Annotated in this window: 14 protein-coding genes; 2 read left to right on the plus strand and 12 right to left on the minus strand. The window is 40.8% G+C overall.

Going from position 1 to position 15,444, the window contains the following annotated elements; translation table 11 throughout:
* Nucleotides 1-109: 109 nt before the first annotated feature.
* Both AC58QM_RS04970 and AC58QM_RS04975 read left to right on the plus strand, forming a co-directional pair.
* The gene (locus AC58QM_RS04970; protein WP_497281916.1) at nucleotides 110-2,032 is read left to right on the plus strand and encodes a glycosyl hydrolase family 18 protein; all 1,923 of its coding nucleotides are present in this window, start codon (nucleotides 110-112) and stop codon (nucleotides 2,030-2,032) included.
* A gap of 441 nt (nucleotides 2,033-2,473) precedes the next feature.
* Nucleotides 2,474-2,632 carry a DUF1540 domain-containing protein gene (locus AC58QM_RS04975; protein WP_497281918.1) on the plus strand — a complete coding sequence of 53 codons (159 nt, stop codon included), beginning with the start codon at nucleotides 2,474-2,476 and terminating at the stop codon, nucleotides 2,630-2,632.
* 165 nt (nucleotides 2,633-2,797) lie between these two features.
* On the opposite strand, the gene AC58QM_RS04980 is transcribed toward AC58QM_RS04975, so the two are convergent.
* The 12 genes from AC58QM_RS04980 to AC58QM_RS05035 all read right to left on the minus strand — a co-directional run bounded on the left by AC58QM_RS04980 (nucleotide 2,798) and on the right by AC58QM_RS05035 (nucleotide 15,425).
* Nucleotides 2,798-3,481: a YjjG family noncanonical pyrimidine nucleotidase gene (locus AC58QM_RS04980; protein WP_497281920.1), complete on the minus strand. Its 684-nt coding sequence runs from the start codon at nucleotides 3,479-3,481 to the stop codon at nucleotides 2,798-2,800.
* Between the two features lie 176 nt (nucleotides 3,482-3,657).
* Nucleotides 3,658-4,119 carry a carboxymuconolactone decarboxylase family protein gene (locus AC58QM_RS04985; RefSeq protein ID WP_497281922.1) on the minus strand — a complete coding sequence of 154 codons (462 nt, stop codon included), beginning with the start codon at nucleotides 4,117-4,119 and terminating at the stop codon, nucleotides 3,658-3,660.
* 71 nt (nucleotides 4,120-4,190) lie between these two features.
* Nucleotides 4,191-4,652: a carboxymuconolactone decarboxylase family protein gene (locus AC58QM_RS04990; RefSeq protein WP_497281924.1), complete on the minus strand. Its 462-nt coding sequence runs from the start codon at nucleotides 4,650-4,652 to the stop codon at nucleotides 4,191-4,193.
* 350 nt (nucleotides 4,653-5,002) lie between these two features.
* The gene (locus tag AC58QM_RS04995) at nucleotides 5,003-5,158 is read right to left on the minus strand and encodes a sporulation protein Cse60 (RefSeq protein ID WP_397340217.1); all 156 of its coding nucleotides are present in this window, start codon (nucleotides 5,156-5,158) and stop codon (nucleotides 5,003-5,005) included.
* 63 nt (nucleotides 5,159-5,221) lie between these two features.
* Nucleotides 5,222-5,797 (minus strand): hypothetical protein, encoded by a 576-nt coding sequence (locus AC58QM_RS05000; protein WP_497281925.1) that lies wholly within the window; start codon nucleotides 5,795-5,797, stop codon nucleotides 5,222-5,224.
* Nucleotides 5,798-6,009: 212 nt separating this feature from the next.
* Nucleotides 6,010-7,056 carry a Ger(x)C family spore germination protein gene (locus AC58QM_RS05005; RefSeq protein ID WP_497282759.1) on the minus strand — a complete coding sequence of 349 codons (1,047 nt, stop codon included), beginning with the start codon at nucleotides 7,054-7,056 and terminating at the stop codon, nucleotides 6,010-6,012.
* 10 nt (nucleotides 7,057-7,066) lie between these two features.
* A complete protein-coding gene (locus AC58QM_RS05010; RefSeq protein WP_497281926.1) occupies nucleotides 7,067-8,155 on the minus strand; it encodes a GerAB/ArcD/ProY family transporter in 1,089 nt (362 codons plus the stop codon).
* Between the two features lies 1 nt (nucleotide 8,156).
* Entirely contained in the window at nucleotides 8,157-9,470 is a 1,314-nt protein-coding gene (locus AC58QM_RS05015; RefSeq protein WP_497282761.1) for a spore germination protein, read from the minus strand.
* Nucleotides 9,471-9,654: 184 nt separating this feature from the next.
* Nucleotides 9,655-10,509: a diguanylate cyclase domain-containing protein gene (locus AC58QM_RS05020; protein ID WP_497281928.1), complete on the minus strand. Its 855-nt coding sequence runs from the start codon at nucleotides 10,507-10,509 to the stop codon at nucleotides 9,655-9,657.
* The gene (locus AC58QM_RS05025; RefSeq protein WP_497281930.1) at nucleotides 10,506-12,596 is read right to left on the minus strand and encodes a cellulose biosynthesis cyclic di-GMP-binding regulatory protein BcsB; all 2,091 of its coding nucleotides are present in this window, start codon (nucleotides 12,594-12,596) and stop codon (nucleotides 10,506-10,508) included. Before AC58QM_RS05025 ends, AC58QM_RS05020 begins: the two co-directional genes overlap by 4 nt.
* A gap of 16 nt (nucleotides 12,597-12,612) precedes the next feature.
* Complete coding sequence (locus tag AC58QM_RS05030) at nucleotides 12,613-13,863, minus strand: glycosyltransferase family 2 protein (protein ID WP_497281931.1); 1,251 nt, start codon at nucleotides 13,861-13,863, stop codon at nucleotides 12,613-12,615.
* The gene (locus AC58QM_RS05035) at nucleotides 13,860-15,425 is read right to left on the minus strand and encodes a hypothetical protein (RefSeq protein WP_497281932.1); all 1,566 of its coding nucleotides are present in this window, start codon (nucleotides 15,423-15,425) and stop codon (nucleotides 13,860-13,862) included. Before AC58QM_RS05035 ends, AC58QM_RS05030 begins: the two co-directional genes overlap by 4 nt.
* Nucleotides 15,426-15,444: the final 19 nt, after the last annotated feature.

Raw genomic sequence — 15,444 nt, forward strand, 5'->3', positions numbered from 1 at the left:
CATCGTCCAACTTCATGCTTTATCCATGAACTTCCATGGGGTCGAAAGCGCAACCAATCTACCTTTTCATGCGTCCAATAGAGTAGCTTACTAGAAAGAGGCGGAATGAATGAAAATAGGAAAATGGTTACTTAGCGGCACATTACTACTCTCCATGACGGTGCCTTCAACAGTTTTCGCAGCAAGCAATGGTCCATCTAGTATAGACAAAACGACGAAATACCGCGTCTTTCAGTACAATCAAGTACTCATGGAATTTGCAACGTATACACAGGCCGAAGCGTATGCGAAATGGTTTTCGAACAGTCATGTTGAAGAAATTGGCACTCGTATTTGGATTTGGAGCAATTTCCCTCGCTATCAAGTCTATCAGCAAGATCTCACCCTGCCGGAATGGCAATTCGCGACTCTGAATGAAGCCATCGCTGAAGCAAAAAAATGGACGAACGCGAGTGTGCGGGATTTGCAGTCCACGGGTTGGGTGTGGAACAATTATGCCCGTTTCCAAGTCTATCAAAATGAGATTTCACAAGATTCATGGAAGTTTACTAGTTTACCTGATGCCATCGCTGAGGCTAAAAAGTGGGGCGGCGCTCATATTATCGATTTGAATTCGAATAAGTGGGTATGGGATAACATCCCGCAAGCTGAAAAAGCAGCAAACAGCGCGGGCAGCGTGCTATACAAGGTGTATCAAGGAACTTTTTCAGCGCCTAATTGGGGATTTGCCTCTTTGGAAGATGCGATTAAAGAAGCTCTTAATTGGGGGAACTCCACTGTCGTAAATATCAACACCAAACAAACGGTTTACAGCAATCTTAAAACATATAAAGTTTTTCAAAATGACGCTTTTCTCGAGGAATTCACTTCCATTGATGACGCCATCAATTATGCAAAGCTATGGGGACATAGCGCCATTTACCGAGAAGGTCGAAAAATTTGGAACAACTATGCGTCATATCAAGTGTATCAAAGTACGAATCTGATTGGTGAGTTTAAAACCTTACCGGAAGCTCTATCTTATGGTAAACAGTACAGTAATGCTTCTATTCAAACCTTGGAGCATCGGATGTTATGGGATAATTTCAAAAAACTTCAAGTCTGGGGCTGGAATGGCAGTTCAGGTGCAGAGACGATTAAAGCTCATGTGTCTAACACACTTGGACTTGATGTCGATTCTCCTTCTTATTTCGAATTGGCAGACAACACTGGCAATTTGAAGGATACGTCGAATGTCGATACGGTCAAATGGCTGCAGAAAAATGGCTATACCGTCTATCCACTAGTTAGTAACCAATTTAGCTCAACTTTAACCACACAATTTTTGGCGAATACTGCAGCTCAGGACAAGTTCATTACCGCCTTGGTTAACCGATCTGTCCAGTTGGGTGTTCCAGGCATCAATGTGGATTTCGAAAGTTTAGCAGGTTCGGATCGCAATGCGTTCTCAGCGTTTATTTCCAAATTAACCTCAGCTGCGCATGCCAAAGGCTTAGTCATCTCCATTGATCTGCCGCGCGGCAGCGTGAAATGGAATCATCTATCCGCATTTGACCATGAGAAAATCGGTGCCATTGTTGATTACGTCGTCATCATGGCTTACGACCAGTATTGGAAGGGTAGCACATCGCCAGGCTCCGTTGCGGGTATTCCTTGGGCAGATGGGGGCGTTCAAGAGTTCCTATCCTACGGTATTCCACGTGATAAAATCATTCTTGGCATTCCCTACTATGTACGTGAATGGCAGTTGGATGCCAAAGGTGCATTGGTTGGTAACCGCACCGTACTCATGAAAGACATTCCTGCTTTAATGGCTTCGAAATCAACCACCCAAACATGGGACAGTGAATTTGGACAATACCGTGTAGAATACAAAGAGAATGGCTACACGTACGTTCTCTGGCTAGAGAATCAAGCGACTGTTACAGCGCGTATGGACATCGCCAAAAAGTACGACATCGCAGGTGTCGCTGCTTGGCGTCTAGGCTATGATTCAGCTGATTTATGGCAGGCAGTGCTGCAGAAGAAGTAAATTGGAATCATTACAGAAGAAAAGACAATAACCTGAGATAAGGACAAGGTCCTTATCTCAGGTTTTTTATTATATAAACCCCAATTGACTGAACGTCGTCTCCGTCCCACAATCCGCGCAGTACTTCGCATCCGCTTTGTTAACCTTATAACAACCCTTATGCATCAGGGATTTTTCTTTCGTACATTTATTCTTGAGCGGCGCCCCACAACGTATGCAGTACCTGTCTTCTTTCCCTGCAACGTACTTGCATCTGACACAGGTTTGAAGCTCATCCTTCCCGGCCATATCTTCATCCCCTTGAAATCTTTGATCTCTTACTTCAAGTATATGAAGATGATCTGTGTAGGTGTGAATAGGGATGTGAAATCTATTTTGAATGCGATGTATAAAAAGAGGTCCCTTTCGCCCACCCTATGAGGTAGGGGAGGTGAAAAGGACATGGCAAAAGATGTAATGTGTGAAGTGAATTCCTGCAAATACTGGTCTAATGGGAACAAGTGCAGCGCTAGTTCGATTTCCATCGTGAGTCACCACGGTAGCAATCAAGCGCGCAATGCAGAAGAAACGGATTGTCGTACGTTTGAATCCAAAGTTTAATTCCTTTCTCACACGAAACAAGCTGATGTAACAATTGGAGTAAAAAGAGGCCGTTTGGGCCTCTTTTTATGTATCTACGTCTATTGTAACCAATAATGATAATTATTATCAGTCATTTTGGAGATTTTTGAGGTGAATACATTTTATTAATTTATAAGTGCACGATCAACAAATATCATATAGTTCTACTAAGTTGGTGATCGTGTAGGTACTTTTAATTTCATCATTTAGTTCTTGATTCTTTTGGTTCATCCAACACGTATCAATACCGGACAAGATCCCGCCTCTAATATCCGTATTCAGTGTATCGCCAATGATAAGTGCTTCTTCCTTATTGAAATCTGGGATACGGTTCATGATATGATTGAAGAATTCTTTAGAAGGCTTTTGAAAGGCAATACTTTGCGAATCAAAAATATCTTCAAAAAATTCATATAGACCTGCCTGCTTTAATCGCTTTTTCTGTGTTATTGTTATCCCGTTCGTAATTACGAACAGTCGATGGGACGCTGATAACCTCTGGCACACTTCTAAAGCACCTTCCATAAGCTGACTGCCGTTCCCTAACAAATCTCTATATTTCTCTTCCCATTCCAGGCCATCAACAACTGTACCGAGGTTTAACATCGTTTCAGAGAATCTATTGTTGAGCACAACTTCTAATGTAACCTTTCCATTTTCGTAATCGGCCCATAGTCGCCTATTCACACTATTATAAACTTGAAACAATTCGTCAGATAACGTGTATCCAAAGTGTTCAAACAACTTCGTTAATGAGTCCATTTCGTTAGCGCCAAAATCTAACAAAGTATCGTCTAGATCAAACAGCAGAATTTTATAATTATTCATCTTGACTCTCCTTCGAAACAATTAATTGTCAAATGAACCTTAGCCACTTTATCCGCGTCTTTAGAAAAAAGCAGCTCAACCTTGATCTAAAGGCGGGCTGCATTCGTTCTATTAACTTCTCCATAGGACTCACATACGTTATAGCTTCGTCCTCGGTGAGTTCCCCTTCAAGATCTTTACTTCGTTGCTGGTGGCTGATAATCGCCAGGGATCATACCTGTTGAAATCGCTATACGATTCCAAGCGTTAATCGCATTAATTGCCATGATCAAATCAACAAACTGTTCTTCATCAAAATGTCTACGGACTTTCTCAAACAACTCCTCCGATACACCACCAATAGAGATTTGGGTCACAGCTTCTGTTAATGCAAGTGCTGCTCGCTCAGATTCTGTGTAGAATGGTGCTTCTCTCCAAGCGTTGAGCAAATAAATTCGCTGTTCCGTTTCTCCCATCGCACGCGCATCTTTGGAGTGCATATCCAGACAATAGGCGCAGCCGTTGATTTGAGAGGCACGAAGTTTAATCAACTCCACCAGTTTAGGGTCAAGACCGCTTTTCTTCACATACCCTTCCAATTTTAATAGTGCTTGCAAAGATTCAGGGCGCACTTTTGTATAATCCAATCTAATTTCCATGTGTCATTACTCCTTTATTTTGTATTAGGTATCATCATTCAAACAATTAGTGAGTTCACCTTAGAAGATCTTTACTTCGTTGCTGGTGGCTGATAATCGCCAGGGATCATACCTGTTGAAATCGCTATACGATTCCAAGCGTTAATCGCATTAATTGCCATGATCAAATCAACAAACTGTTCTTCATCGAAATGTCTACGGACTTTCTCAAACAACTCCTCCGATACACCACCAATAGAGATTTGGGTCACAGCTTCTGTTAATGCAAGTGCTGCTCGCTCAGATTCTGTGTAGAATGGTGCTTCCCTCCAAGCGTTGAGCAAATAAATTCGCTGTTCCGTTTCTCCCATCGCACGCGCATCTTTGGAGTGCATATCCAGACAATAGGCGCAGCCGTTGATTTGAGAGGCACGAAGTTTAATCAACTCCACCAGTTTAGGGTCAAGACCGCTTTTCTTCACATACCCTTCCAATTTTAATAGTGCTTGCAAAGATTCAGGGCGCACTTTTGTATAATCCAATCTCATTTCCATGTGTCATTACTCCTTTATTTTGTATTAGGTAACCTCTTTTAATCCGAGTGATAATGGCAAATTCACTTGGCGCCGGCAAAAGGGCATCATTTTTGTGCCATTTCAATATTTCACAGATGAAAGTAGTTCAGCCGCGATTCAGATCATAACCATTGCGCGGCTCGCCAAACATAACGTCGATAACATTTATCGTCGATTAACTACATCTACAATATAACGCTATTTTTTGATCAAGTCAACTAGCATATAACTGACATTTTTAGAAGGAAAATCAACTTATGATACATAAACAGCCTTAGGACTGCCATCGTCCTAAGGCTGTTTATGTATCGTTTTGTGTTGTACCAAATCTACGATTTATAAGTAACTAAAATATCAAAAGACCCATCCGAAGAGGAAAACTTAACATCGACAACGGATGATTCTGGTAATCCAGCCAAGAATTTATTGGCATCATCTTGTACAAGCATTTTATTCGAACTAGAAAAGACTCTAACTTGAATCATTGCCATCACCTCATCATAATAGTCGTTTAGAACCATTATACATAATCGTGAGGTAAATTAATCCTATGTTCTTGTGTTCTTAATAAAGTAGATACGCACCGCTGTGATCCATCGACGGATTCTTCTTTTCAACTTACCTGTTGTAAGACTAGTAACTGTAGCTTCTGTAGTTCCTTTTTCACCTGTTACACCCATTTCCCCCGTTGCATCCGTAGCTATCTCCTCACCAATTTCACTAGTTTCGCTAGTTTCGCTAGTTTCACCTGTTTCGCCTGTTTCGCCTGTTTCGCCTGTTTCGCCTGTTTCACCTGTAGTTCCATCCGTTCCTGTACTTCCCGTAGTTCCCATTTCTACTGTCTCTCCAGAAGCTCCTGTTACCCCGATCTGCCCTATCGCAGCCACATAAAATCTAAGTTTCACTTCTCTTCCGCGGTACTCTTCAATATCAATTTCCTTGACCTGAGCCCAATCAACCGTTGCAACAAATTTATCAAACTCGAATATTCTTTGAATTGCGCCGTCACCTATATTGAATTTTATTGTCAATTCAGTTTCGTTTAAGTACTCAACTTGTACTTTTTCGATATTCGTCATACCAACAATGGCAACATGATTCATTAACTCGGCAAGTTTGCCCACAAGCGTCACACCTCCAAAATATGAATATCCAGTCCTCTTTCATAGCGGAAACCGTTTCTATTTTCTATATTATATGTTCCCTAAAAACCAATGCATGGACGAAACTCATAGAATTCTGGCTGTTTATCAACTTATTTTGCAGGGCAAAAAAGCCATCCGCAGTGGTTCTTAAACCTTGCTGAGACAGCTTCTTAGTCCACCATTTTCTAAGTTTATGTAGCTTTTAAATTCCCGGTATTTCGAATCGTTGTTTTGACCTGCAAATCAATTTTCAAATTTGTAAAATACTCTGTTCGCCAAACTTCCAGTTGTGATCGTGTCATATCATTCCGAAAATGTTGTCCTATTCCCAAGACATCTGCGCCTTCTAGCTTAATTTTTTCAAATAAGTGTTCGAATCGTTCTAGAACCAGCTTGTTCAAATCTGATTTAATCGAATCGAGCGAAGGACTGCCTTTCGTATCCATCAGGATTACTTTTAAGCTTAGCTTACTTTTCAACGTAGGCTGATTATTGACCAAAGTACTCCGATGCATCAGATGGTTACTTACAATTTGAACGGTCCCCTTACCCATCACTTCGATTTTTCCCTGCGTTTGCTTCCCATTAAACACATTGATAAGCAAGGTTTCTTCATTACTTAGTCGTCCCACCATTTTGCCATTCTTCATGATGGCCGAGCCTGTGCTTTCTATCACCGTTGAATCTCCTGATTTGATGATGGGGATGACCACATCGTTGGTAAAGGAGTGGATGCTCCTAAATATTTTCCACGTTTGCGTATAGGCAATTTCAGGACTCAACCCACTATTTCGTTGAAAAAAATCATAAATTAGGGTCCCGTCATATGAATGTCTATCCATTTTTTGAAAAAAACGATCAGGCGATTCATCACAAATGACGAACAATGTTTTTGGGGACACATGCCGCGAACGAATTAGGCTTGCCACACCTTCATTTAACCCATGTTTGGCAAACTCTTTATCGACAATAATGATTTTCAAATGGAGCAGATCAATTTCGCTCTCCATATTCATGCTAATGCGATCAATGATTTCGTTAATCGTATCACCACGATCCGAAACAACTTGTATGGCATCAGTTTCACTTACTTTTGGAATATCGAGATACACTGTATATTTCCCTTCATTGAAAGAAACACCCATAGCGATCGGTAAAGAGCGGTGATTAATGTCTTTGTTGTCCCAACAGCCGGTGAGAATAAAAAGTAGGAGTGTGGCAACGATCCATTTCAGCATATTCTTCACGTCAACTCTCTCTGACTTGTTTTTGATGTCGATACCCTATTATGAAAATGACAGCCGGAACAACGATTGAAACATACAATCTAAGAAATGAATTCCACTGCAACAGCAATTCAACATGAACCCAATCAGGTATGAACAAGCATAGGATGAACACGACAATGGCAGTGGCAGCTACTAGATAGTGATTTTTCATTTTTTTTAGACAACATCGGGTTAAGCATACGATTTGCCATAGGGTCATTGCGATAAAAAGAAGGACAAACGCGATTTGACTCAATAGAAAAAAAATCGTAATCCGATCAAACATCAGCCAGTTAATTTCTATCGTATCAATTGTGAAAATAAAGGGGAATGCAAGCTGTCTAGCGGTTTCTTCCCCTAATGTTAGGATAGGAATATACACCGAAAGTAGGAAAAAAATGAAGAGAATAATGCTGCTTAGATAAATGGTTTTGGGTTTATAGGTGATATAGGAGGGAATAAAGCCCAGAAATAGAAAGCCTCCCGCGAATGCAAACAAGCTTTTATAATACGAAAAGTTAGTTAGAAATGCGAAAAGCCTGGAACGATCCTTGGGGAACAGTGGAAGTGCATAATTCAGATCGATGTTTTGAAACGTTGAAACCATTACAAATATCATGGGAGGAAGAAACAGGACCGCTAGTAAAAGACCTGCTCTTAATAGTGCTCTTACTCCACCGTGGATGACCATAAATACAGGAATCCCTAGCAACAAACACATAAGAATCCAAAGCGGTGTGTCAGCTAGAAAAACAATTGAAATAATTTCAGCATAAGCCCTAACTGTAATCACAATTACCAATGAAAGATATAGAAAAACAGGAAGTAATGTTAACCAAACAATTACTTTATTCTTGTTGATCAATACTTGAAGGATATTCTGATTTCCAAAATAACTAAGCCCCTTCAGATAAGTAACTATGACGGTAATATGGATGAGGTAACCTAAGCCAACAGGTATCCAATAGGCTTCACGTGTACTCGCTAAGATATCCGTCGGATACACAAAGAATATCAACCCTAAATGGGTTATGATGTAGATAACAGCCACTTGTAAGTTTTTACTCATCTCATTCACCTTCTGGATTTTTCAATTGCAAATACGGAACTCCAAGTGATTTGACGCCTGCCAAATAGGAGCAGATAATGACGATCCCGAATAATAGACCAAGGACACCAAATATTGCGGATAGAATCAATAAGACATATTTAAACAAACGTATCGTGAGCCCATTTTGATAGCCGACGACGGTCGCACTTGAAATGGTCGTAGCCGCCAATACGATAATGAGCAAACTACTTACTAATTTCGCCGATACGACAGCCTGTCCTAGTACGATCCCCCCTACCATAGTTATTGTTGGTCCTATACTCGGAGGAAGTCGGATGATAGCTTCTAATGTTAGTTCCAGGACAAACAGTAACAGTAAGGTCTCTACAATCGCTGGGTAAGGAACATCTATCCTACTCTTAGCAATAGAGTGCGCTAGCTCAAATCTCAGCACATCCGGATTTACGGAAACTAAGGCTACATACAAACCTGGGATAATTAGCGTTATCAGTGCGCCAATAATACGAATGAAGCTAAGGGCCGCAGCAAACACATGCGGGTGATTGGCATCATCAGCCGTTACGAACAAATCAGAAACAAGGCTGGGTAATACCAATGCGAAAGGTAATCGCTCAAGAAAAAGCACCGCTTTACCATTTTTCAAAGCTCGTGCCGCACTCTGTGGCAGTTCTGTTGTATTGTAACGGGTTACTAGTGTAAAGTTTGAAAACCCAAACATTTGCGATAGTTCTTGCACATTACTAACATCCATATGCAAATTCTTTTCGATCGCGTTGGTGATAGAACGAAGAAGTGCAGGATCAATCTTTGTATTCAAATACGATACGACCACGCAATTTTGGGATACTTCCCCAAATCGATACGTTGCAATCTGCAAATCGCTTGAATTTATATGCTTTCGAAGCAAGCCGATATTGAGCTCAATATCCTCGTTAAAAGCGCTGCTTGACCCCCTAACCACATTTTCAGTTAATGGCACGGTAACTGAACGGTTTATCGGTTGTGCAACCGGGATGATGCTAATATAAGTAACAGTTGGCTCATGTATGGCAATGAGCATGCCATTTAGTATCTCTGAGATAATTTCTTCCAATGTGCAGTCGGATACATCATGACCAAGCCCTCTTAGCCTAACTTCTACTGTGTGATCTAAACCATCTACATGCTGTAATTGTTCGCGTACCATGGTTAGAGAATGTGGAAAATTAATAAGCGTCCTTAATCCTAGAAACGTTATTGAATCACTGCCAAACCATAAATGGCGTGAAATATATTCCCTGTCTTGATGAAAATGATTTTTCAGACTGGTCACAATCGACAATACGTCTCCTCCGTTCCTCTTCCATTGTGTCAAGCATATCTCAGGTAGTATTTGCTTCCTTCTGTTTTGTTAATCATTTCAATTCATACTGTACAAATGGAAAAATAAATAAAAGGTCCAAATCTCTGTTAATGAGATTTGGACCTTTTACATTCATTGGGGGTTATCCCCCCACCTACACATCAAATTCCACTTGCTTTTTAGCTAGTGTAATAAATTCCAAGGGATTTGATACCTGCTGCGCATCATACTCGACTGCACCCATCTTCAGAATAAGCTCTACTCGAAATTTATCCCTGTATTCGTTCCGGTTTCGTTCTTCGACGTTATTCCTCAACCGATCAATCACGATGGATGCTCCAGGTCGATCCGTAAACAACAACATTCCCCACATCGGATTCTCCTGATTCAGCAAATAGAGAGAATCATTCGTTCGGATGCTAGTCTGACTCATTTGAGAAAGGTCAAGGACAGCTTCCATCAGCTGCTCTTCCCCAATAATACGCCGAATCTCATCCCAGTATTTCACACTGAAAACTAACAGCGTTAACGGAATGTGATAGCGAACAGACAACGCCATGAAGATCGTAGCATCGGATTGAAACGAGAATGTATTCTTTAAGCTCGTTTTGGCATCTACGGTTGCCAGGTATTTGTTGGCCTTCTGTAACTGTTCATTCTCAAACTGCAGCTGACGGTTCCCATAGGTAAGCAACCACGTTGAAATGGTGAATAAGGGTGTCATAATGAGCCAGAAGTAATTCTGTGTACCGATCAGCCCGCCTACAACGATCGTTTGATAAAGTGTGTATGTGCCATAACCGAAAATGAAAATAATGTTCAATATCAAGCCCGTTGTTACGTTTGTAAAGTAAGTGACAATCGCAATTAATAAGGCGATATTCAGAAATATGATATTTTGAATATAGAGGTTTGGATTCCCCGCCGTAAATACGATACAAATAAAACAAACTATAATCAGCAAAATGAATGCGCCATCTGAAACCATATTGCCCTGTATTCGCCTCATGATCGATCCCTCCGCTTCTTCCGATACTTACGGATCAATAGAATGAGTGAAAGGACTACTATTAAAGCAACAAGGACGACTGCAATCATGAAACCTAGTACATCTTTACGCTCCATAACATCGTTAAGTATCGAAGGTGGCTCAGTCGTTGTGACTTTTTTAAATCGAAAAGCTTGGATATGCCCATCTATGTCCGTTACAGCGCCATCTCCGAATACTTTCCATAGGGTTCCTTCTGAGCCGATCAGCTTAGATGCCAGATAGGCGTACTCTGTGCGACTTCCTGTGACAGCAAGCAGCCCGAAGCCACTTGCGTATGGCGAATCGATTAATTGTAAGGAACCAATTTGCTTGCCGTAGTTAGCCTCGATGCTCATTTTTTCATTGGAAATAAAGCCAGTGCCACTTTGGTTATATCGGAAATATAACTTATCATTATTCGTTCGAATCACTTGGTTATTTTGATAACTTCCAATGGCGATGATCTCGCGGCCTTTGAGCTGTGATACCGCGACATTATCTTGATAAAATAGGACTTCCCCCGTATTCGTCTGTGCATAACGACCTAACAAGTTGAAAATGTTCGAAATCGTTTGATATAGATATGTATCATGCTCTTTAGGCAGTACGACGGCCACTTGATTATAGCTGCCATCGCGTAAAAATGGATAAGGGTAATTGTTAAACAACATATCCGCTCTATCTTTGGTATTCAGCTGCAGCATCGAATCTTTGTCAACAAATGCCCATGGCATTTGATCCTGATTCTCCATACATCCTGCATTCTTAAGCTCCAAATCAAAAGCAACTTTTACAGTGAAATTCCCACTACTATTAAGCGTTTTAGGAATCGTAACATCAATATGATCATTGTCTGCAAGTTCGGTAGACAACCGCTTACTGCCAATAGGTGTATCATTAATTAGAATGGTCACCATGGAGCGGTCGAAATCTAGGTTTTTGGCATATCGATACTTAATGCTTAATTTACTCGCCTCTGCAATCGATCGGTTACCAGGGAGTGATATGTAGTACTCCTTCTCACGATGATGATCTCCTTGAAGCTTATCACCGGTTTCCGTTAACGTGATGTTACGGCTAATGGTCACTGCTGGTGTTTCTACCTCTGTCGCTTGATCTAATTCTTTTCGATCTGTATCCAGTTGACTTAGCAAGGACTGGTTTCCTATTAAGCGCCCCGCTTTAACTAGCAACGCAGTGTCCAATGAAGTAACTACCAAAGTTGGACTTCCCGCAACAGTAACCAATTTAATTAAAGCCTTATTATCAAGATTCTCCGATTGAAAAGCCGATTTCACTTCTTCAGGTAGATCATTATAGAACGAGATAAGAATGATAGCCTGCTTCAACTTCAAATTATTCGTATTATAGGAAACAATCGGAATCCCATTATCCGACACAGGATTCACTTTCGCGAATCCAGAAAGCGCGTAGGTTGCCGCCTCAAGTACGGACAAGTTGCTTTCCCCTTCTGTAACAGCAATGGCATTCTGACCTTCTTTAATCGTATCCAAACCGATAAAATGCTCATTAAAATCACGGATGCTCTTTTGAATCGGAGAATTCGTGTAATTCACCGAGATCCGGGAGGTTTTGGCAATCTGAAACCAATTATCTTTCGTATCTGTCGGCAAACAAGCATTGACTGCCAGCGGTGAAGTTGTTTCGAAATGTCCTTGAACCGTTAGCGTATTCATACCTTTCACGATGTACGCCACAGGTACGAAGACTGACAATTGCTGCTGTTTCGTTTCTTGCAGAACCGGACGAAAAGAATGAAACGGCTTTCCATTCATCGATAACGTCACACTCGAACGGTCATTCTGCAAAAGGCGTGAAACCTCATAGTCAAGATGAATCTCTACACTTTCTACATTCCAATAGTTTTCAACTTGAAAATACTGTTGCGTATTTGTCACACCACCAATTAACGATGTATCTGCAAAATTGGTTTGGTATTGTCTCGACCCAGCAGGGGTCGTTTCTTCAGCCCAAGCTGAAGATGGAAATACATGCAGCAAGGAAAAAAGACAAACGGTTGCAATCAACAGCCATCGTTTCCTCATTAATGATCCCCCCTATCTAGTACCTCTCGGTTTTATACCATTTGGCTTCTCGCTTGAAAACCAAATCCTTCAAATAAGCGTACATGCCATATGCAGCAACAACCATCCACATCTGACAATAGGACACATACATGAGCATAATAATCCAAACGTTAGAAAGTTTCATTTCCCCTTTTTCAGTCACAAGTGTAATAAATGTCCCTACAATGAATAAGATGATGGCCAGCCCCCATAAGAAGGAACTAAAACTTGCTATCGTTGTTCTCACATAACCCAATGCATGAAGAACTAGCAGTAAATCAGACATCACTAGCGAGGTTAACAACAGGACATAAATGGAGAGATAATATAAAATGTCAAAATGAATGTTCCGCGCTGATCGTTTGAATAACAAGGGTATGTTTTTGACGATAACATAAATATTTCCCTTGGCCCATCGGGTTCTCTGCTTAAACCAAACCTTGACGGTTTGAGGTTCTTGCTCCCATGTTACCGACTTGGGCTGGAATTTAATCTTATATCCCATCAAGTAGATACGAAAACTAATTTCGGTATCTTCCGCAATTGCCTTTACATCCCAGCCACCCATTTGCTCGATAATCGATCTCCGAATGATGAAATTCGTACCAGGAATCGTACACAACTTGAATAACTTCCATCGCCCTGCCTGCGCCATCCATTGAAAAGATAACGTCTCGATATTGATAAAACGAGTTAATAGGCTGGCATCTCGATTACGTGTTCGAAATTTCCCGATAACAGCTCCTAACGTTGCATCCTGGGTAATTTCAGATACTAAATACAGTAACGCTGTTTTCTCAGGCGTGTTATCTGCATCATAAATGGCAATAAGTTCTCCTCTGCTCATCTTTAATCCCAAATTCAAAGCATTAGACTTCCCTTTTCCCCCTATGACATTATCCGTGTTCAAGATAATCAGATTGCGCCCAGGATAATTCACTTGTAGCTTTCCTAATAACACACTGCTATTATCGGAGGAATTATCATTGATGACGATAATCTCATAACGATCATGTGGATACGAAAGAGCCAGCAGGGATTCTACGGTTTTGGTGATGACCCTCGCTTCATTGTGTGCAGGCACCATGATACTTACGAAGGGATACTCACCTTCTACGGGAGCAACTGGTTTATTCTCAATTTGTATATAGTACATGTACCCCGCGACAATCAAACCCACATTGACCAAGAGGAGAGACCAGATACAGAAGACGGCGATTAGCATGAGAATATCTGCAATTGTCATAATGACTTCTCCTGATGCATGAATTTGCGTCTATATAGACGGTAACCAATAATGAGAAATACCATGAAAATAAGAAGCGTTATTAGGATAAGGGCGATAAAGATGTTATTTTGTACAGAAAATAAGGTTTTAAAGCTTTTCTTCACTTCTTGCACATAGGTATGATCAGAGTCAATCTCAGCGATCTTATTGTTCAATGCGATAACTTGTCCATTAATTTGCAAGTGACCGTTATGCGAAGCCAATTCATTCGTTTCCGTCTTCACTGTATGCTCCTCATTCTTAAAGTCGGAATATGTCGTCCAACTTGTCAATAACGTGTCCAGTGTGGCTTCCATTTCTTTACGATCTACTGGAAACGGATAAACGAACGCTGTGTTCATTGGTAAGGAATTCAGTATTTTCGTTGCGTTCAAATACCTGGTTATGTCCTTACCCTGGATTGTATACATCGCTGAATGAAAGACACTTGAAGTATTTCTTTGTGTGTGATACCTAATATTACGATTATCATAAACAATGCCTGAATCGAAGATCGACAATCCATAATCCGTATAATGCTGATCATACGTCCAATATAGTTCTGAACTAATGCCAAGAGGAACAATTTCTTTTTCAGCTAGTACGTCAAGAAAAGCACTCATCTGCGATTTTAATCCAGCGATGTCTGGACTTATTGTTGATGCAACAACTGGTGCATTCACCACAATACTGCCATTTCGCGATTGCATGTGCTTTAAAGTCTCCAAATATCGCTGCATCGCGGGGAATTGGAAGTTGCTAAACACGGGTTGAACACTCGCAATGAAGGGAATTCCAGCATTGTATAACCGATCGGCAACCTCATTAAGCAAATCCAAATCTGAGAATGGATATATCTCATTTAGCAAAACATAGTTCTGCCCTGTCGTATTCACATGTAACCAATCCTTCATGACGAAGGACGTTGCCAGTTCGCTGACATTCCCTTTCACCATGTATGGAATATAAGCATTTTTGCCCTGAATCACTCCAAAAGGATAGCTGACGTTCCTGTTGTCAGAAGCAATAGTCCCGTATGGGGTTCCCATAAACTTCGTTATATACGAAATATTGTTGACCATTATTGAACCTTCAGTGAGTTGACCCATAGTAATTTTCAGAGTATCGTTGGCGTGCTGTTGCACCTCTACCCCCATTTCTTGAGCAACATGCTGTGGGAGTTGATACCCTATATGCATATAATCTCCAAAGTAACTTTTCATATCACGGCTAAATGCTTCAGATGAATGCGGAATGTCGTCCAAGTTATGGATAGTAATCACTTTATTGAATTTCTGAAGTGTTCCCGCCTCGTATTTATCCATTGAAGTTATCGTTACCTGGGTACTAAACGATGAAAGTATCCGTTGTAGCGCTTCTATATTCCCTTCATACGGTGTTCCTATAGCTAAGCTATCATAAACAATCAAAACAGGAGCTGGCACCACTGGATTAGCAGAGGTAACTTTAGGTAAACAGAAAAAAAATAGTAAATTAACGATTAACAATAAGGATGTACTTACTTTGTTTCGTTTCAACATGCCTACTTTTCTCCTCCCT

The organism is Paenibacillus sp. J22P165, from assembly GCF_059692015.1.

What these genes read in the sequence shown, in the direction of transcription:
- AC58QM_RS04970 (WP_497281916.1), top strand. Translation starts at nt 110, where the DNA reads ATGAAAATAGGAAAATGGTTACTTAGCGGCACATTACTACTCTCCATG.
- AC58QM_RS04975 (WP_497281918.1), top strand. Translation starts at nt 2,474, where the DNA reads ATGGCAAAAGATGTAATGTGTGAAGTGAATTCCTGCAAATACTGGTCT.
- AC58QM_RS04980 (WP_497281920.1), bottom strand. Translation starts at nt 3,481, where the DNA reads ATGAATAATTATAAAATTCTGCTGTTTGATCTAGACGATACTTTGTTA.
- AC58QM_RS04985 (WP_497281922.1), bottom strand. Translation starts at nt 4,119, where the DNA reads ATGGAAATTAGATTGGATTATACAAAAGTGCGCCCTGAATCTTTGCAA.
- AC58QM_RS04990 (WP_497281924.1), bottom strand. Translation starts at nt 4,652, where the DNA reads ATGGAAATGAGATTGGATTATACAAAAGTGCGCCCTGAATCTTTGCAA.
- AC58QM_RS04995 (WP_397340217.1), bottom strand. Translation starts at nt 5,158, where the DNA reads ATGATTCAAGTTAGAGTCTTTTCTAGTTCGAATAAAATGCTTGTACAA.
- AC58QM_RS05005 (WP_497282759.1), bottom strand. Translation starts at nt 7,056, where the DNA reads ATGCTGAAATGGATCGTTGCCACACTCCTACTTTTTATTCTCACCGGC.
- AC58QM_RS05010 (WP_497281926.1), bottom strand. Translation starts at nt 8,155, where the DNA reads ATGAGTAAAAACTTACAAGTGGCTGTTATCTACATCATAACCCATTTA.
- AC58QM_RS05020 (WP_497281928.1), bottom strand. Translation starts at nt 10,509, where the DNA reads ATGAGGCGAATACAGGGCAATATGGTTTCAGATGGCGCATTCATTTTG.
- AC58QM_RS05025 (WP_497281930.1), bottom strand. Translation starts at nt 12,596, where the DNA reads ATGAGGAAACGATGGCTGTTGATTGCAACCGTTTGTCTTTTTTCCTTG.
- AC58QM_RS05030 (WP_497281931.1), bottom strand. Translation starts at nt 13,863, where the DNA reads ATGACAATTGCAGATATTCTCATGCTAATCGCCGTCTTCTGTATCTGG.
- AC58QM_RS05035 (WP_497281932.1), bottom strand. Translation starts at nt 15,425, where the DNA reads ATGTTGAAACGAAACAAAGTAAGTACATCCTTATTGTTAATCGTTAAT.